Source organism: Shewanella sp. SM55 (assembly GCF_025654025.1).
In the GTDB taxonomy this organism is placed as follows: domain Bacteria; phylum Pseudomonadota; class Gammaproteobacteria; order Enterobacterales; family Shewanellaceae; genus Shewanella; species Shewanella oncorhynchi.
The window spans coordinates 126,954-145,792 of the sequence record NZ_JAKKRS010000003.1 but is presented as its reverse complement, the minus strand read 5'-3'; the positions used below and the strand labels follow the sequence as shown (position 1 = coordinate 145,792).

Here is an 18,839-nt window from a genome sequence, read left to right as displayed (position 1 = left end):
CAGCATAGTGAATATAAAAAAAGCCACTGTTTTCAGTGGCTTTTGTTTTTATAAAATACGACTTAATGGCACATTAACTCTTCGCTGACTCAAGCTGATGCACTTTCTCGGTTTGATCCACTATGGTCAACACCGCAGTATCACCAACCACGTTACAGGATGTCAGCACCATATCAATAATCCGATCTAAGGCCGCCACTATGGCAAAGGCTTCTATCGGTAAACCCATTTGATGGATTAACACACCTATCATCACCATGCCGCCACCGGGAACACCACCCGCACCGACAGATAATAGGAAAACACTAAATAACAGCGAAGGCAATTGCTCAGTGGTAATGGGCATGCCAAAGGCGTTGGCGACAAAGAAAATCGCAATAGTGATATAAATCGCCACACCGCCCATGTTCATGGTCGCACCCAGCGGTACGCCAAAACCAGCAACAGCACGGTTCACGCCTAACTTGTCCGTTAAAGTACGCATGGTCACGGGAATAGTCGCATTTGAACTTGCAGTCGAGAGTGAAAACAGCACTTGCTCTTGGGTCTTCTCGCGGAAGGTTTTGGCTGAGATTGGGGTAAATATCCCCACTGCCATAGGATAAACCACAAAAATCCACAGTAGCAGCAGCGCGAGGATCAGCACCATATACTCAACCACACTCATAAACACACCTGCATCTAAGGTCGCGCCGAGTTTAAACATCAAGGCAAATACACCATAGGGCGCAAGACTCATCACCACAGAAATCAGTTTCATCATGATTTTATTGGCGGTTTGAAAACCTTGGACAGCACCCGCAACATGCTCCCCAAGGGACTTAATCACACCGCCAAGCAACAAGGCCATAAAGATCACTTGTAGCATATTGCCCGACATAAAAGCCGTCACAGGATTACGTGGGACTATGTCGACAACTAATGCCATCAGGCTTGGCAATTCAGTAGCGGTAATGGCTACACCATCCGTGCTGCTCATATCTACACCTTTACCGGGTTCGAGTAGCAGTGCCACTAATAATGCGGTCGCAATTGCGACAAAGGTATTGATGATATAAAAACCGAAGGTCTTACCGCCCAAGCGGCCAAAACTTTTAAGATCTTGCAGCTCACAGACACCACAAACGATGCTCACAAACACGAGTGGCACAACCAACATCATGATCATATTGACGAACATAGTGCCAACGCCACCGGCAAGCTCCACTAAATTGCCCGAGAAAAAACCGATATCGTTTAAGAAGTATTGCACTATTGTGCCGAAAATAAGGCCGGCAAACAGACCAATAAAGATCCGCGTCGAAAGTGATTTCATCATGCTTGTGATTTCCCCAGAAAGGTCATTTATTTGTTATTCATCTTCCATGATGAGCACAATTGCCAATCCATTTTTGGCTCAGGCGGGGATAGTGAAACATGCTAGCAGTTAATTCAATGAATAAATTTCATTTTTTCATCTTGAATTAAGTTAACACCATCACAGAAAAATAGTAACAAACTGATTTTAAAGCATAAAAAATTTATAAGCACAATATTTGAGCACTAACAAAATATATTTAAACCAGTATAAATAAACAAAATAAACACCAAATAACATCAAATTAAACATATAAGAAACAATAGCCAGATAAAACTCAGACTTAATAACTGAATTTAAATTTATAACAGGATTTAAAACCAGTTGATTACAGTAAAGCAGAGAGATGAAAGGGATGACAGCTAAATATATGGCACTAACACTAGTTCAAGTCCGTGAGCCAGCAGGTGTTGCTGTTTGATACTAATCTGGTGTTGATTTAGCCAAACGGCTAATTTTTGCCAATGCTTTAACTCGGTATTTTGTAAATACTTAACCTGTTTCGCTTGCTTGTCGAAATCATCAGTAGAATTAATTTGTGCTATTGCCAATAACTCAGCAGGTGCTGTCAGCGCAAGTTGTGGCACAAGGCAATGGGTCACGCCCATTAAAGTATGGGCGATTTGTAACCCTGCGGGATCTAAGTCGGTAAAGGCAATGATCGGTAATTTATTTGCCATCGCTTGCAAAAAATGCCGCACGCCAATCGGGGAATGATGACCGCTACCTCGGTAGATAACCATCACATGAGTTAAATCCTGTGGTAAACGCGCTTGATAGATAACATCAAATACATCCAAATTTTCAACCACTAGGATGGCTGCGACATTGAGTTCATGGCAATGCTTTTGTGCTTCATCCAAAGGAATTCGCAGTGATGTGCGAGTTGAAATCCCAGTTGGTGAAGATTCGAAACCTAGATACTTCATCAAAACGTATTCGGCTTCGGGGCGGATCTTAGCGAGCTTTTCATCGTGACTTTTGGCGGACATCGCCATGCGATCGACATTAAAATCAAGCTGCCTTAAATCAAGCCCCATTAACGCCAACACGCTTTGCCTTAGCAGTTCAAAATCTTTGGGCGCAAAACACAGATACTTTTCGGATCCGTCTAACTCACCCACTTCTAACTCGCGGTAAATAGCGCGCCAGTTAGCCGTGAGCTTAACCTTGGGAGAACGCTTAATAAAAGCGTTCTCCAACAGTTGTAATTGTTGTTGGCCTAGGCGAGCCATAACTCAACATCGCGAATGATAAAGTTGCCGCTATAGATGGGATGCGGTTCGCCCAATGGCTCAAGCTCAAAATACGCTTTGTGCTCATCGGGCAGACCTTCGTAGCCACCAATCACTTGATAAATCCAGCTTTCAGCGTCCCAAGGCAGTGCTTTATCCGCCAGATATTCCAGCGCCGATTGGCGCAGGCCAGACTCAATCACATCGACGAAATACTCATCCACCGCTTGTTTGAGCGGATTATCCGGCACATCAAAGTCTTCACTTTGGGTGATAGAAACGGACACATCATGCTCACGAACCGCCGCAATCACGGGATGACGGCTGATAGCTTTAATGTGCGCGACTATGCCCATCAACTCCAGTTCTTGGCTGGCGTTATGCACATCTACCGCAGCAGGCGCGAGCAAGATTTCAGCGCGATTGAATAGACTCGGGATTTCCTTGTGGGACACATGGTCTGCAGGCCGATAATCCGGATGCAAATCAGTGTAGAGCAACCAGCCCTTGAGTAAACGGGTACGGCCACGGATTTGTCTGAAGCGGCCTAAGAGTTCGAGTAAACGCCCCTGCACTACGCTCAGTTCCTGGGCGCAGTCGCTCATAGTTTCCTGCAAAGTCGTCACTAAGAGCTTGCGCAGTTCACGGATATCGCCAGCAATTTCGCCTAGCTCACTAAACTGGAACATCTCTAAGCCATTAAGCAATTCAGACACTTGGCTTTGAGCTAATTCGTTTTCGCGGATCTTAGCGTTGATCGTACCAACGTAACCGAACTCGTTATTAATGCGGCCCCAGAGCACCCGGATTGAATAACGCAGACTGTCGGCGAAACTATAAACATGCTCGCTTAAATCTGATAAATAGGCCTCGGCCGCGCTGTAATCTGAGCTATGACGCGCCTCTTTGTAATGGTCGGCCAAGGTTTTAATGGTCGCTAAGGCGGAGCCGACATTAGAGTCGATTTGGCGATTGCGCTCGTCACTTAAGCCTTCTTCGAGCAAGGCTCGCACAGAACGCTTAAGCCGCAGCTCCTGATCTGGCTCTGGCCGCCATAAAATCCCCGCCTGTTTAAGCTTTTCGACCACGCTTGGATCGTGCGCATCCTCATTAAGAGAGCCCGCCAAATAGGTGTCCATAATGATGTCAGCATGGCGACCTAACTGCTTGAGCAGTTTCACACCCGCCTGATGTAAGTTACTGCTCATCATGGCCTCCTTGGTCACAGCTTTTACCTAGGTTTAACAGTGCCAACATTAGATTAAGTCCCGCTGGGTCGCTGTTTCCGCCTGCGCTTCTAGGCTTAAACCTTCAGTTTCGTCGATAAACCGAATGACTTCATACAAATAATCCAGCTTGCCCGTGGCGATATAGATTTGCTTCTCCGCATTGGGGCGCACTAAATAGCCGAGTTCGACTAAGCGTTTGAAGACTAATTTGATTTGCGCATCGCTGTTGGTACTAGTCGAGCCAAATAGACGATATTGGCTGAGTTTGGCTAACTGCTCACGGAACGCAGGCGTGTCTTCGATACGGCTTTGCAGCTCGGTTAAACGCACGGGCGCACCTTCGCTCAGCGGCGCATCTTGGCCACTGGCTTCTTGCACTAATACCAACCATTCCACCAGCGGGATCAATGCCTGACAGATATCTTTAAACTGCGATGAAATCACTTTGCGCTCGCTATCGCCGAGCTGCAAATAACCGCAGAAGAACACATCACCTTCGGCGGCAGACGCCACGGTACGGTTGATCTGGTTTAAGTAGGCTTCAACCCGCTCGCGGGTGCTGCTATTTTTAAGGGCGCGCCAGCCTTCTTCATTGGTGGTGCGGCAAATAAACTCGCCCTTGAGTAACAGCTCAATCAAAGCGCCAGTGCCAACTAATACGGTTTGGGTTGCATCACTCATTAGATGGCCTCCTTCGACAAACGCTTGTTCAACATGTCTGCTATTGGGTTGACCTTAGGTTTTACCACCTGCAACTTCTTAGTTTGTTTGTTGATAATGTAACGGTTGGCGAACAAGTTCAGCACCTCAGACTCAGGGTTCGGGAAGGCGCCCAGCACACAAATATTGTTGTTTTCGCAGGCGTCGAAAATCTTCTTCACGTTGGTATGGTGCAAAGTGCCCAACTCATCAATTGGCCAGTGAATGGTCACATCGGCGCGTCCACGCAGCAAGCGCGTGAATGCCAACAAGAACTTACACAAAATCAGATACGCCATACCGTGACTTGAGGATTCGTTAAGCTGTCTGTCGGTGCGGATAATTAAGTCACTGTTACCTTCTTTAAGGCGCAGCTCGATTTCCAGTAACTTAGAGATTCCCCCCGTTAATGCGGCACGGCCGATAATGTCTAAGGCGCGGCGCATGCTGTTGGTGTAATCCTCATCGGGCAAGCCATTAAAACCATCGGCTTTCCAATGTTTAAAGGCTTTGACGAACTGTTCAAGCTCAGGCCAGAACTCTAACTCGCTGATGCGCGAACGAATACGTACAGCCGATTCAGACACGCCATCGAGGAATAACTCTTCGCCCACTTCGCGGGTAATACGCGCACTTTGGGAGGCAATGCGGCGGTCGATATCGGCTAACACATCGTAGAAAGCGGTTAAGTCGACACCAAAAATCCGTCCTTGCTCACGCAGCGCAGTAATCGATTGCGGCACGATCACGTTCAGCAATTGCTCAAGCTGTGGCACTAACTTACGGTAATCCAGCAGACGAATACCTTTATCGTTGATAAAGCTCGATTCTTCGCGGGCACGCTCCCAGGTTTCCGCAAGGCCAGAACCTGACTTGCTGGCGATCACTGAGTCAAAATGCTCCACATATTGCTTCACCGAACCCATCAGGTAATCGCGTTTCAGCAGCAAATCTTCACCTTGGCGCAGACGCTCGCCTAGGCTGCCTTGGGCTTCTTCGTTATTGGTCGGTAACTTAAGCTCGGCGAGTTTACGCATTACGGCACGTAACTTCGTTAAGTTTTCAGAAGCTTCAACCTGCGCCGCATCGGACGCTTTACGCTCGGTTTCAAGTTGTTGACGGCGAGTCTTAACATCCTGAGTTTTCGCCTTAAGCTGTTGATCGATTTCCGATACCGCGCGCTTCACATCGCTAAGCTGAGTTTGCAGTTTAGGTTTGCGCGCAAGCCAAGTGTGCTGATACCAATCGTCGAAGCGCAGTACGTCGCTGCGACGCTGCTCGGCGCGGCTAATTTTAGTTTCTAAATCACGAATTTGTTGCTTGAGTTTGAGGATATTATCCTCATCCACACCGCGGGATTTAAGCTCGTTTTTGTACCAAGTCTCACAGGCTTTCTGCTCGATTTTGGCACTTTCGCGGCGTCCTTCAATGGTCGCTTTAATTTGGCCGAGTTGGTTGTCGAGCGCGCCGATGACTTCCTGCCAATAGGCATTCTTTTCCATGCGCGCTTCTAGCGCTTGCTCTTTTTGATCTTCGAGCCAGAGTTCGTGCTGATGTTTAAGTTGTTTTAGCTCACCATCGAGTTGAGTCAGTCTTTGTCCCGCATGGGCTTTGCGCTCGCTCAATGCTTTGTTGATTTTCTCTTGCTCGCTGCGCTTTTCATCAAATAGGCGACGCAGATCGTCACGGCTATTTTTGTACGCCGTGCGGGCAAAGGTCAGTTCACGGCTGAGATTATCCAACTCGCCATTAATGGCCACCAGCTGAGATTCGGCCTCGGCCTGCATTTCTTGGGCACTAGTGTGGGCTTCTTCGGCTTTGCTTAACCGAATACGCAGCTCTTGTTCGGAGGCGGCATATTCAGGCACATCGATCGCTTTAAGATCTAAATGTACGCCAAAGAATGCTTCGCTCGATTCAGTCACTAAGCTTGGATGTAAATCAGTGCGATGCAGTAGTTCAGGTGCGATCACTTTCCCTAAACTTTGCTCCCAGCCTTGGGATTCTTTACGCAGAAACTCCAATAGGGTGTGGGATTGCGGGAACAGCATGTGGTGCAGTTCATCCAACGCAGTTTGACGCTCGTTCACCCTTAAGGTGGCGATACGCAAGGCTTCGTTGGCTTGGTCACGTTTGGCTCTGAGCTTGCGTTCATCGCTGCTTAAGCGTTCAACCTTGGCATTGCAGCTTTCTTGTTCTTCGTCGGCGCGGTGAATACGTTCGTCGAAAATCGCTAGACTTAGCTTTTCTTCTTCGGTGTAAGTCACACCATCGACACGCAATTTAAGCTCGGCGGCAGTGAGTTTGAATTGGTATTCCTGCTCGCTAAAGCTAGCCTTGCCCGCATCCATTTGGTTGCGCCATTGCAGCTCTAGGGCGTCAATATCGGTGCGCGCCACTTCACGTTGTTTATCGCGGGCTTCACGCTGCTTGTCTTGGTCGGCATGCAAACCTTCAAGCTCGCGGTTTAACTGCTCGCCAATCTTACTGCGACGAGCATTGTAGGCCGCCTCAATGTCTTGGTGCTTCTCGGTTTGCAGCTTATGGCGTTCACTTAGGTTTTCAACATCGGTGCGCCAGTTCGGCAGCATCTCAAGATCGGCCTTGGCTTGCTCTATGTTCGCATCTAAAAAGGCAGCATGCTGATCTTCAATGGCATCGAGCTCATACTCGCACTTTGCCACATCGCCCTTAGCTGCCGATAAATCGAGATTGAGCTCATCGCGCTGCTCTTTCCATTCATCATCGAGCAATCTTAGCTTTAAATTCAGTTCTTTAGATAAGGTTTGCTGAATATCTTGACGATCGGCTTCTAAGGTTTCATCGTTGCGATAACCACGGGATAAACTCGATAAACGCAGTTCGGCGCTAAGTAGTTGGTTAAATTCTTGTTCGAGTTTTTCAAACTCAGGACGAATAACTTCAAAGCCTTGGATAAGTTGGCTCTCACGGATCCACGCCTCAACGCGCTGCGGGTTTAAGCGTGAGCTGGGCGGATTAACCCCGTCCTCCTCTAAAATGGCGGCGATCATGGATTTGACCGTCTCCATCTTGCCTTCTTTGGAGTGCACCGCTTTGGCGAGTTTTTCTATGTGGCGCAGCGAATGCTCGCCCTCACACAGGGCAAATTGGCGTGCATAACCGCGTAGTTCACTGCGGTTGCTGCCCGTGCTTAATAGGGTGCGATCGTTTTGAATAATGGCGCGATATTCACGGGTATTAAGCAAATTAGTGGTGGCGATGCCGGCACGTTTTAAATCACGGCCTAATTCCGCCATGGTGTGGCACAGAATAGTGTCGCCATTTTGCGATTTAATATAATCGCTTAGCTCAAAACCTTTGGCGATAAAGCGATAGTTAACGCCCTTACCATCGCCCGCCGAGGCCAACACGGCTTGATACAGTAAGCCATCGGCCTTTTGATATTCGTAAATGATGTAGCTTGAATCGTGTGGCAAATACCAACGCTCGAAACTGTCGCGGGTCGAAGGCACCACTCGGCTTGGGTATTCGCCATAAAAAACAGGGACTAGACGTTGTAATGTCGTTTTACCCGAGGCGTTAGTACCACAAATGTTGGTATGACCATTGAGGGCGAGTTCCACCACGCCCGGAAGGTGCGTATCAATCAGCACAATACGAATCAAGCTTGCCATTTCATTCCTTATGCAAAAAGGAGAGTCTTATCTAAGCTGCAGAAGCTTCTACACAAATAAGAGAAAACAATCCAAGAGGGCCACTGACGTTAAAATCGTCACTGTAAATAAACACTTTAAAAAAGTGATGTTAAAAATCGTGGCCTAAAAATAGTGCCCCTAAAATAAGGCAATCACAGTGTATTGGCAATTAAGCGGCGATGCACTAATGCCTTGGCTCACATCTCAGCCCATTACTCAGCAAAAACATAACCCTATAGCTAGGCTCAAATCAAACGGCCAATGATACGACAACTTAGCCAAAATAGGCGGCTAACAAAGCGGCAATTAGCGCGATAAAAGGTAAATTCCAGCGGATTTATTCGAGACGCAGGCGTTCGGCGATCCGGCTGTAGATCAGCATCATTTCCGCCAGCGATCCCACTTGCATGCCTTTCATCAAATTGGCACGGTGGATCTCAACCGTGCGCATGGCAATACAGAGACTATCGGCGATCTCTTGGTTCTTCAGTCCTTGGGCAATCAGGTTGAGTATTTCCCGCTCCCTTGGCGTGAGCGCTTGATAAGTCTCAAGATACTGATTGTCTTGATGATGCGCCTTGGTATGTTCCAACGCTTTGACAACCGCTTCGGCTAACTTAGCGCCATCGGCGGGCTTTTGGAAAAAATCCACCGCACCTAATTTAAGCGCATCTACCGCCATTGGCACATCGCCATGGCCGGTGAGATAAATCACCGCTAGCGGACTATTTTTTGCCACTAATTCAAAATGCAACTGCTGACCACTCAAACCCGGCATACGCACATCGACTAGCGCACAACCCGGTAATGTTAAGTCAACTGTGGTAAAAAAGGCTTCGGCGCTATCAAAGTCGGTGATCTTAAGGCCATAACTTTCAAGCATAAAACGCAAAGAACGACGCACTGAGTCATCGTCATCGATTAAATACACAGGTAAGGCAAGACTCATTATTGTGCTCCATTAGGTTCAGGTTTACGCGGTATAGCCACCTGCGCTTGGCAACCGCCACCCATAGCACTTTCTAGGCTAAACGTACCACCATGGCTCTCGGCAATATCACGGCAAATCACTAAGCCTAAACCTAACCCCTCTGATTTAGTGGAATAAAATGCTTGCATCAGCAGACTGGTCTCTTCGGTTAACCCTGTGCCATTATCTGTGACTGTCAGCAAGAGCGTGCATTCTTGATAGCGAAGATCGATATCGATCGTGGGTGTGTATGGCTTTTGCGTGATGCTCTGTTCGGTGCCACTGGATTCAAGCTCTAACCGCTGAACGCAGGCGTCAAAGGCGTTTTTCAGCAAGTTAAGCAACAACTGCTGCATGCCAACTTCATCGAGGGACTGTAAATAGGGTTCACCATTTACATTGACGGCAAGGTTTATCTGATGTTGTTCAAACTCATAGGCGAGCAGTGGCACAGTATCATTGACCAACTCATGCAGATACAAAGGTTGTTTCGACACAGGTCGCTTCTTCAGTAAATTACGTAAGCGACTGATAATATTGTCGGCGCGCGTGACTTCCTGCTGGATCAGCGCCAATACAGATTGCAACTCCTCAGGGCTCGTCCCCCGCTGTAATCGCACTTCGGCGCCATGACAATAATGGCCAATCGCCGCCAAAGGTTGATTGAGTTCATGGGAGAGACTCGCGCCAAGCTCACCCGCGATAGCAATACGTTGGGCATGTTCCAGTAACGCACGGTTTTCATTGAGCTGGCGCTGAGTGTTAATCAACTCACGGCCGCGGCGGCTAAAGCGGTATTCAAGCCAAAAATGATACACATTGAGTAAAACCAAAATCCCCAAAACAAGCCAAGCCCATTGTTGATGTAACTTGATCCACTGCCACGCCCTTTGCCACCATGGTGCCTGCAAAGGATGCATATCGAGATCTTTAAGCAGTTGATCGATCGCAAGCTGACTCACGGCCGTGGTCCAGCCCGCAGAATCAGCAGACTTAGCGGCGAGATGATCTTCAGGCAGCGCTAGCAAAGCTTGAGTCACACTTTTAGCCAGAGACTGGGAGGCGCGATTGGTCTTTGCCATAGACCAGTTGGGATAAAGGTGAGTCGATACTTGGCAATTAAATCCCGCAGGCGCTTGATTATCGAGCACTCGATAATGGGCGATATTAATAAGACCTTCCGTCTGCATCTGCTCAAGCTGACACACAGGCACCACAGCCGCATCCAGTCGATTATCTTTCGCCGCATCATCACCACTTTTTTGATCATCTAACTGATACAACAAATTATCTAGCGGGAACCCCAGCGGAATGATCTCTCCCACAAAGCGAGGCAAATCTATGCCCTTTAGCTGCGCTTCGTACACTAAGGTCAAGTAACCACCAAAGGCATTTTTCGATACGATCCCGAGTCGACGTCCCTTAAGATCACTTAAGGTGTGATAAGGTGAATCGGCGCGCACCACCAGCGCCGAGCCCACTTGCATTGCCGCGCCATTATTTAACGGACTGCGCAGGGTCGCCAACCAAGTGAGGGAATATTGCCGCGCCAGCAACACGGATTGCCCTGGGTTGGTGATCACAAAATCGAGCCCTTGGGTTTCAACGCCCTTAGCTAGCTCATCGAGGGTGAGAGGGTGTAACCTAAAGTAACTGTTGGGAATTTGAGTTTCGAGCCACCCCATCAAAGGTTGCCAGCGGTTGATGGTTGCCTTATAACCGCGGATGGCTAACACGCCAACATCGACCACTTGATAACTGGGCTCTTCGATAGCAACTTGAGCAACAACCTCAGGGTCAGTTAATCCCGAATGCGCACTTTGATTCAGTGGCTCCGCAGCAAACACCTTAACCGAAGCCAGCAAGCATAGGAATAACACTGCGTTCCTTGGCTTTTTTCTCGGTATTGCCACGGAATGTGGAGTGCTCAGAATCGATAACGGCCACTTGACCGATACAGCTAAGCGAAACACAGTTTTCATCATCCTCAATAACATGAAGTGCAATCCTTTATCCCCAGTCACTCACACTAAAATCAAGTTCAACTCAAGCTAAGAAAAGGCCAAACTCAAGTAACAAAAAATAAAACCCTAGCATTTTGAAGGCTATTCTAACGGATATTTGTTGCGCTAGATCAAGTCCACACCCGATATGTGGAAAACCACTATAGTTATGCCGCCTCCCCTTTTACAGAATGCCTGTAAACCTCGCCATAAACCTTAACTCTAGGTCTATGAGCCAGTTTATTCGCCATCTGCAAGTAGTGAAGGAAATCTGTATGGACAAGAGTAAACGTCAGTTTCTCGGCAAAATGGCCAGCGTCAGTGTTGGCGCCGCACTCATCCCTGTCGTGCAAGTGTATGCACAGGATGATAAGCGCAGCCCTCAAATGCACAGTGCCAGCGAAGGCCAAGTGGGTAAACGTTACGGTATGGTAATTGACTTGCGCCGCTGTGTGGGCTGCCAAGCCTGTACCGTCGCTTGCACTATCGAGAATCAACCACCCCTCGGGCAATTTCGCACCACAGTGCAGCAGTATGAAGTCTCGCAGCAGGAAGATACCACTCCGCCTGCGTTTTTAATGCTGCCAAGACTTTGTAATCACTGCGAAAACCCGCCCTGCATCCCAGTTTGTCCTACGGGCGCGACCTTCCAGCGCAAGGACGGCATAGTGGTCGTCAACAATGAATGGTGTGTTGGCTGTGGCTACTGTGTACAAGCCTGCCCCTATGATGCGCGCTTTATCAACCACGACACCAATACCGCCGACAAATGTACCTTCTGCGCCCACAGATTGGATGCAGGATTACTGCCTGCCTGTGTCGAAACCTGCGTAGGAGAAGCCCGTGTGATTGGCGATCTGAATAATCCCAACAGCCAGATAAGCCAACTGCTCGCCGCCAACAAAACCGATATCAAGGTGCTCAAACCGACGGCCAACACTGCGCCACGGGTGTTCTACATCGGCATGAGCAGCGCTTTTGAGGACAAGATTAGCGGCCAAGCCCCCGTTAGAACCTTACTTACCGATACTGGCGAGGAGATCCACCATGGTCATTAAAGAAATCTTTACCCCAGATATCGCTATTACTTGGCTACCTTGGGCAGTGCAATACTTTTTTATGATGGGGCTCGCCTACGCCAGCGTATGGGTAGCGACAATACATTTGTTTAGCCAACCCAAACCCGATGACAGATTGCTGAAGCTCTGCGCCTGTTTAATGTTAACCGCAGGCATAGTCGCTCCTATCGCCTTACTCGCCGATTTACACCAACCGCTGCGGGCTTGGCATTTTTATGCGCAAGTTCGCCCTGATTCTTGGATGTGGTATGGCGCCTTTTTACTGCCCGTATTCTCGGGCACCAGCGCAGTGTTTGCTTGGCTGCTACTGCGTCAATATCTGCCTAAGCGCACCACGAATCAAGACTCAGATTGGGTGAATAAAATAGGCCAATTACTGAGATTCGGTGATTGGAACAGTGACAAATTCATCAAGCCGATCGCACTGATCACGGCCCTGAGTGCCTGCAGTATCGCCCTCTACACTGGCATGGAAACCATGGCCATTAAGGCGCGGCCACTGTGGCATACCTATTGGCTGCCACCTTTGATGGCAATGAGCGCCCTGCTCGCCGCCTGCGGCACTTTGGTGGTATTGAATCGACTATTAAAGGGCTACCAACAGCGCACCCAAGACAGCCTATTACTCTGGGTAAGAGCCAGCTTTGGTCTGTTCGCCCTATGCCTTATCGGCTGGGCGTTATTCGATAAGGGCTCGGCCCCCGAAGCCGCATTATTGCTTGAAACCAGCCCAAGCTGGCAACTGGCCGCGATTTGGGTGCTAATCACACTCGCCGTGCTGGCACTGATGCTCGCCATTCGTCACTTACCCAATGTGGCAATGCTAATCGTCAGCCTCACGGCCATTCACCTTGCGTGGGGATTTCGCTGGATAGTGCTAATTCAAGCGCAAACCGATCCTAAATACGGCGCGGGGACTTATCTCTATCAACTGCCTTGGGGACCTGAAGGGCTATTAGGAATAGCTGGTACCTTCGGCCTCTGGTTAGCATTAATGGCGCTGGTCTCCGAACTTATTCGCCAAACGCCTGCGGCAAAACTTGCTCGCTGAGCACCCAAATAGTTTACAGAATTAAGGAGTCCATCATGGATAAGAGTAAACGTCGTTTTATCAAAGGGGCCGCTGTAACGGGTGGTGTGGGATTATTTGCCGCGGGTTATAGCCATACATTAGCGCAAATAGGTAAAGGTGTCGTCAATGGTACCTCAGGAAAACCAACCCAAGATCCGCTGCACGGCAATTCCTTAGCACCTGAATACAAAGTCGATTTACAGTCAGGCCAGTTAATCAGCAATGACGATCAACGCATCGCCAATACTATGTGCTTAGGTTGCTGGACCAAATGCGGCGTGCGCGCTCGTATCGATCAAAAAACCGATAAAATCATCCGTATCAGCGGTAATCCTTATCATCCGTTGTCATCGCGGGAACATATCGATTTCGATACGCCTATCAAAACCGCCTTTGTTGGGCTTAGCGCCTTTCAAGAACAAGGGCTGCAAGGACGTTCCACCGCCTGCGCCCGCGGTAATGCCATGCTAGAACAATTAGATAGCCCACACCGCGTTACCCAATGCCTTAAACGCGTGGGTAAGCGCGGCAGTGGCCAATGGCAGAGCATTAGCTTTGAGCAATTGCTGAATGAAGTCGTCGAAGGTGGTGATTTATTTGGTGAGGGCCAAGTCGAAGGCTTAAGAGCGATTCGTGATATCGCCACGCCGCTCGATACCAATAATCCAGAATACGGCCCTAAGGCCAACCAGTTACTGGTCTCAAACGCATCAGATGAAGGCCGCGATGCCATTATCAAACGCTTCACCTTCAACAGCTTTGGCACGCGCAACTTTGCCAACCACGGCGCTTACTGTGGATTTACCTACCGTGCTGGAGCGGGCGCTTTATTGGATGATTTGAAAAAATACGCCCACTTAAAACCCGATTGGGACCATAGTGAATTTTTACTATTTATCGGCACTTCACCGCAGCAATCGGGCAATCCCTTTAAACGCCAAGCAAGACAATTGGCTAACGCGCGGGTGAATAACACCAATTTCAGTTATGTGGTGGTGTCGCCCATGCTACCCAATACCTCGAATCAACCTTGCGCGGGTAACAATACTTGGCTGCCGATCCGCCCCGCCACCGACTCGGCACTCGCCATGGGCATGTTGCGCTGGATTATTGATAATCAGCGCTACGCCGCCGATTTTTTGAGTGCGCCCAATGTCGATGCAGCAAAAGCATCAGGTTACCGTGGTTTTAGTAACGCAGGCTTCTTGATCGTCAGCGAACCTACCCATCCAAGATATGGCCAATATCTCTTTGCCAGCGATCTTGGCTTACCTTTCGACGGCAAAGCCTACGGCGAGCAAGACTCGCAGTTGGTTGTCGATGCCGCGAGTGGCAAGATAGTTTTGGCGAGCCAAAGCCTGAAAGCCAAGCTCGACGTTGACCAAAACGTCGACACACCTAAGGGGATGATTGCGGTTAAATCTAGCTTCCAACTGTTAAGTGAAGCGGCGCAGAGCTTCGAGATGGCACACTATGCCAAGGAGTGCGATATCAGCGAGGCGCAAATTATCGCCCTCGCGGATAAATTTACCAGCCATGGCACTAAGGCTGCGGTGATCTCCCACGGCGGCACAATGAGCGCCAATGGTTTTTATAGCGCGTGGGCAATCATGATGCTCAACGCCATGATAGGTAATATCAATTTAAAAGGTGGCGCATTAGCTTCCGGCGGTTCCTTTCCCGCCTTTGGTAAAGGCCCAAGGTATAATCTGCTGGAGTTTGACGGCATGGTCGAGCCTAAGGGCGTATTCCTATCGCGATCTAAATTCCCCTACGAGAAAACCTCAGAGTATCGCCGTAAAGTCGAAGCGGGCGAATCGCCTTATCCTGCAAAGGAGCCTTGGTTTCCGATTTCATCGCCCTTGCTTGGCGAACATTTAACGGCGGCGGTGCACGGTTATCCCTATCGACTCAAAGCATGGATTAACCACATGGGCAATCCGATTTATGGTCAAGCGGGCCTAGGTGAAGCCATTGGTGAACAACTGAAAGATCCCAAAGTGCTGCCACTGTTTATCAGTATCGACAGCTTTATTAACGAAACATCGGCGCTATCGGATTATATCGTGCCCGACACATTAACTTACGAGTCATGGGGTTGGAGCCCTTCTTGGCATGGGACTCTGACGAAAGAAACGACAGGTCGCTGGCCGATTGTCGAACCAAGGGTCACAAAGATGGCCAGTGGTGATGTGGTGTGCATGGAGTCTTTCTTGAGCCAAGTGGCGATAAAACTGCAACTACCTGGCTTTGGCGAAAATGCCGTTAAGGCAGCAGATGGCAGCTTACATCCGTTAACGCGCGCAGCGGATTACTCACTCTATGGTGCCGCCAACGTGGCCTATTTGGGTAAAGCCATCGCCGATATCAACGCTGAGGACATGTATCTTAGCGGTGTGAGTCGTATCCAAAGTGAGCTCAACGCCAGACTCAAGCCAGATGAAGTCAAAAAAGTTAGCTACTTATTTGCCCGCGGCGGCCGCTTTGAAAATATGAGCGGTGCACGGGATGAAGTAGGGAATCCAACCAAGGTTTGGCCAAAACCTATGATGCTGTGGAATCCCGAAGTGGGCAGTCGCCGTAACAGTCTCACAGGGGAATTTATGAGTGGCTGCCCACGCTTATATCAACCCGCATTAGCCAATGGCACCCCGCTCGATAAGGCGTTTAATAAATCACAATGGCCTTTGCTGATCAGTAGTTACAAATCCCACACCATGAGCTCTATGAGTATTGGCTCGGATCGTTTGCGCCAAGTGCACCCTAATAATCCAGTACGACTGAACGAGAAGACCGCCAGTCGACTTGGGATCAGCACAGGTGACACGGTCAAGATCAGCACGCCCAACGGCAGCGTGATTGCCTTAGTAGAATGTGTTGCCGGAGTGCACCCTGACTGCATCGCTATCGAACACGGTTATGGTCATAAGGAACTCGGCGCGCGGGACGTAGTGATCGACAACCTTAAAATCGCCGCCAATCCGCTGATCCGAGTCGGCATCAATATGAACGACTTGAATCTGTTTGATCCGAGTCGCCACGGCCGCTACCCGCTGGTAGATTGGGCAAGTGGCGCTTCGGCCAGACAAGGGCTACCAGCTAAGATTGAAAAACTAAGCTAACCGCCGAGCATAGATGACACTTAAGAAGCTGCCCTTTGGCAGCTTTTTCTTTAGCGTTAATTCAATCTGATTAAGCCTAATCGCATCATTAATGCTTTCTAGCTATGCCTATTCGTGAATAAACCGAGGAATAGTGATCTTTTTTACTCAATTTAGGTATATAGATCCCGATCACGCGTTTCATAGAAATAAACCACATATTAAAATCACAGCTATATTTATCAGTATATCTAGCTCGAAATATCGAGCTTTCAATAAAGAACTGCAGTTTTTGAGTCAGTTAGACTCATCAGGAGTATCTCAGTGTTCAACTCTTCATTACGTAAAAGCCTAGAAGTGAGCGAAAGTAAACGCCAAGAGGCGGAGTCGATCATCGACTCGATTAAGCACAGTATTGCCACAGTAGAATTTACGCCTGATGGGATAATTCTCGATGCTAATACGTTGTTTTTAAAAACGGTAGGTTATTCACTTAATGAAGTCGTAGGCCAACATCACAAACTATTTTGCTCAGCGGCTTATGGTAATTCTGCTACCTACCAGCAATTTTGGAGCAATCTAAAAGCAGGTCATCCACAGGAAGGCAATTTTGCACGAGTGAATAAAAATGGCCAAGAGATCTGGCTTAGAGCCACTTACTTCCCCATAAAACAGGCAGGTAAAGTCGTTAAAATAATGAAAACAGCCGTTGATATCACCCAAGATAAGCACCAACTTGACGACCAAGCGGCCATTTTTAATGCCTTGAATCGCTCGCAAGCCATTATTGAATTCACTACCGATGGCACGATTTTGAAAGCCAATACTAACTTCTTAAAGACAATGGGCTTTAGCAAAGAGCAGATTATTGGTAAACACCATCGTATTTTCTGTTTTGATGAGTTTTATCGACAAAATCCACACTTTTGGGACGATCTAAAGCAAGGTCGATATAGCAGCGGTCTCTTTGAACGTAAAAATGCTTATGGCGATTCGATTTGGTTAGAAGCAGCATACAATCCTATTATGGATGAGCAAGGTAAAGTGGTTAAAGTGATTAAATTTGCGAGCGATATCAGCAAACGGATCGAGCAAAGCCACGCTGTACGTGAAGCCGCCAATATTGCACTGACCACGTCACAACGTACCGTCGAGCAAGCAGAACAAGGCGTACATTTACTCAATGCGACCGTAAATACCTCTAATGCTATTGCCGAGCAAACCCATAAAGCGACCTTGGCGATAACTCAACTCAATGAACAATCTCAAAGTATTCAAGCGATAGTCGCAACCATTAGTTCGATTGCCGATCAAACTAATTTACTAGCATTAAATGCCGCAATTGAGGCCGCACGAGCGGGGGAACAAGGCCGAGGTTTTGCCGTTGTCGCCGATGAAGTAAGGCAGCTTGCTTCCAGAACCAGTAAATCAACCAGTGAGATTGCCGCCGTCGTCACTAAAAATACACAACTCACCACAAGTGCAACTAGCATGATGAACGAAGTTGAAGGTATTGCACTGGAAGGAAAACAACAGTTAGCGGAGGTAACATTGGTGATGGGAGAAATACGTAGCGGCGCGGAAAACGTCTCAGCAATCGTGTCGCAGCTATCAGTCAATAACAATTAATTGCTAGCATTTAATCGCGCTATCAAGGATTGCATGGCGCTTTATCTAAAAGACAAAACGCCAACCTATTGCTTTTACGTCAATCAATAATCAGTTTTACGACCTTCATAGGTGGCGCGCATTTGCTGTACAAGAACCTCATCGTAAGCACGTAATCCACTCATCACTAAGGTTTTGATACCTGTGCCAACTAAAGTGTCGCCACTGTGTAATTCAAAGTGCAATGTCACATCGCCACGTTTACCATCGATTTTTAAATCTTGGCCAACGAGTGATAAGGTCACTTGCACAAAATCGAGGGTGGTTAAGTCAAACGACATACTTTCGTAAATCACTAAAGGCCGTTCTGGGTTGATCATCACTTGATGTTGTTTCATCAAAGGGATCAGGATATCGATAAAATTATGCCCAGAGAAAGCAACATATTGACGAATAAAGGATTCGGTCTGCGCATCGCAGCAACTCACATCGCCATGACGGCTGACATTAAGATAGGTTTTTTCACGACTATCGCGAATCGAAAAACTCTCGCTCACTTGTTCAGGGAATTGCAGTTCGACGCTATCCCCCACCATACCCGCAAAGCTAAACTTCATGCTCTGGCTCAAACCATATTGAGTCAATACTAGGGCAAACAGTAAATCTCCCGGTACGCAAAAGCGTTTTGCCCCCACATCGTGGATAGGATTAAAGTCCTGCGCAATTTTCTTCGCGAAGTCACTGGCTTGTTGTGCTGAAACGGAAATAGCTTGATTTTGCTTAGAAAAATAAGGCGCTAGAAACATATA

General features: G+C 48.2%; 12 protein-coding genes. 4 read left to right on the top strand and 8 right to left on the bottom strand.

The window, feature by feature from the left end:
- Positions 1-73 precede the first annotated feature (73 nt).
- The 7 genes from L5L91_RS06005 to L5L91_RS05975 form a co-directional block, all read right to left on the bottom strand.
- Positions 74-1,318, bottom strand: coding sequence for a dicarboxylate/amino acid:cation symporter (locus L5L91_RS06005; RefSeq protein ID WP_263163601.1), 1,245 nt, complete (start codon positions 1,316-1,318; stop codon positions 74-76).
- A gap of 401 nt (positions 1,319-1,719) precedes the next feature.
- Positions 1,720-2,592 carry a hypothetical protein gene (locus L5L91_RS06000; protein ID WP_263163602.1) on the bottom strand — a complete coding sequence of 291 codons (873 nt, stop codon included), beginning with the start codon at positions 2,590-2,592 and terminating at the stop codon, positions 1,720-1,722.
- Positions 2,580-3,800 carry a phosphoenolpyruvate carboxylase gene (locus L5L91_RS05995; RefSeq protein ID WP_131525493.1) on the bottom strand — a complete coding sequence of 407 codons (1,221 nt, stop codon included), beginning with the start codon at positions 3,798-3,800 and terminating at the stop codon, positions 2,580-2,582. The genes L5L91_RS06000 and L5L91_RS05995 overlap by 13 nt, the downstream gene beginning before the upstream one ends.
- A 48-nt stretch (positions 3,801-3,848) precedes the next feature.
- Positions 3,849-4,502, bottom strand: a complete 654-nt coding sequence (locus tag L5L91_RS05990; protein ID WP_006080105.1) for a hypothetical protein — start codon at positions 4,500-4,502, stop codon at positions 3,849-3,851.
- The gene (locus L5L91_RS05985) at positions 4,502-8,176 is read right to left on the bottom strand and encodes an ATP-binding protein (RefSeq protein WP_113939125.1); all 3,675 of its coding nucleotides are present in this window, start codon (positions 8,174-8,176) and stop codon (positions 4,502-4,504) included. Before L5L91_RS05985 ends, L5L91_RS05990 begins: the two co-directional genes overlap by 1 nt.
- A 358-nt stretch (positions 8,177-8,534) precedes the next feature.
- A complete protein-coding gene (locus tag L5L91_RS05980; protein WP_263235895.1) occupies positions 8,535-9,146 on the bottom strand; it encodes a response regulator transcription factor in 612 nt (203 codons plus the stop codon).
- A complete protein-coding gene (locus L5L91_RS05975) occupies positions 9,146-11,164 on the bottom strand; it encodes a sensor histidine kinase (protein ID WP_263235893.1) in 2,019 nt (672 codons plus the stop codon). The genes L5L91_RS05980 and L5L91_RS05975 overlap by 1 nt, the downstream gene beginning before the upstream one ends.
- 281 nt (positions 11,165-11,445) lie before the next feature.
- Here L5L91_RS05975 and dsrO point away from each other — a divergent pair, with 281 nt between their 5' ends.
- The 4 genes from dsrO to L5L91_RS22680 all read left to right on the top strand — a co-directional run bounded on the left by dsrO (position 11,446) and on the right by L5L91_RS22680 (position 18,051).
- Positions 11,446-12,228, top strand: a complete 783-nt coding sequence (gene dsrO, locus L5L91_RS05970) for a sulfate reduction electron transfer complex DsrMKJOP subunit DsrO (RefSeq protein ID WP_011790755.1) — start codon at positions 11,446-11,448, stop codon at positions 12,226-12,228.
- Entirely contained in the window at positions 12,218-13,300 is a 1,083-nt protein-coding gene (gene nrfD, locus L5L91_RS05965; RefSeq protein ID WP_263235891.1) for an NrfD/PsrC family molybdoenzyme membrane anchor subunit, read from the top strand. The genes dsrO and nrfD overlap by 11 nt, the downstream gene beginning before the upstream one ends.
- Positions 13,301-13,335: 35 nt before the next feature.
- The gene (locus L5L91_RS05960; RefSeq protein ID WP_263235889.1) at positions 13,336-16,443 is read left to right on the top strand and encodes a tetrathionate reductase subunit A; all 3,108 of its coding nucleotides are present in this window, start codon (positions 13,336-13,338) and stop codon (positions 16,441-16,443) included.
- 303 nt (positions 16,444-16,746) lie between these two features.
- On the top strand, positions 16,747-18,051 hold the full coding sequence (locus L5L91_RS22680) for a PAS domain-containing methyl-accepting chemotaxis protein (protein WP_317630138.1): 1,305 nt from the start codon (positions 16,747-16,749) through the stop codon (positions 18,049-18,051).
- A gap of 83 nt (positions 18,052-18,134) precedes the next feature.
- Here L5L91_RS22680 and L5L91_RS05945 read toward each other — a convergent pair whose 3' ends face one another.
- Positions 18,135-18,836, bottom strand: coding sequence for a DUF3581 domain-containing protein (locus L5L91_RS05945; RefSeq protein WP_131525486.1), 702 nt, complete (start codon positions 18,834-18,836; stop codon positions 18,135-18,137).
- Positions 18,837-18,839: the final 3 nt, after the last annotated feature.

Coding starts and splice junctions, on each gene's coding strand:
- L5L91_RS06005 (WP_263163601.1), bottom strand. CDS start 1,318: ATGATGAAATCACTTTCGACGCGGATCTTTATTGGTCTGTTTGCCGGC.
- L5L91_RS06000 (WP_263163602.1), bottom strand. CDS start 2,592: ATGGCTCGCCTAGGCCAACAACAATTACAACTGTTGGAGAACGCTTTT.
- L5L91_RS05995 (WP_131525493.1), bottom strand. CDS start 3,800: ATGAGCAGTAACTTACATCAGGCGGGTGTGAAACTGCTCAAGCAGTTA.
- L5L91_RS05990 (WP_006080105.1), bottom strand. CDS start 4,502: ATGAGTGATGCAACCCAAACCGTATTAGTTGGCACTGGCGCTTTGATT.
- L5L91_RS05985 (WP_113939125.1), bottom strand. CDS start 8,176: ATGGCAAGCTTGATTCGTATTGTGCTGATTGATACGCACCTTCCGGGC.
- L5L91_RS05980 (WP_263235895.1), bottom strand. CDS start 9,146: ATGAGTCTTGCCTTACCTGTGTATTTAATCGATGACGATGACTCAGTG.
- L5L91_RS05975 (WP_263235893.1), bottom strand. CDS start 11,164: ATGTTATTGAGGATGATGAAAACTGTGTTTCGCTTAGCTGTATCGGTC.
- dsrO (WP_011790755.1), top strand. CDS start 11,446: ATGGACAAGAGTAAACGTCAGTTTCTCGGCAAAATGGCCAGCGTCAGT.
- nrfD (WP_263235891.1), top strand. CDS start 12,218: ATGGTCATTAAAGAAATCTTTACCCCAGATATCGCTATTACTTGGCTA.
- L5L91_RS05960 (WP_263235889.1), top strand. CDS start 13,336: ATGGATAAGAGTAAACGTCGTTTTATCAAAGGGGCCGCTGTAACGGGT.
- L5L91_RS05945 (WP_131525486.1), bottom strand. CDS start 18,836: ATGTTTCTAGCGCCTTATTTTTCTAAGCAAAATCAAGCTATTTCCGTT.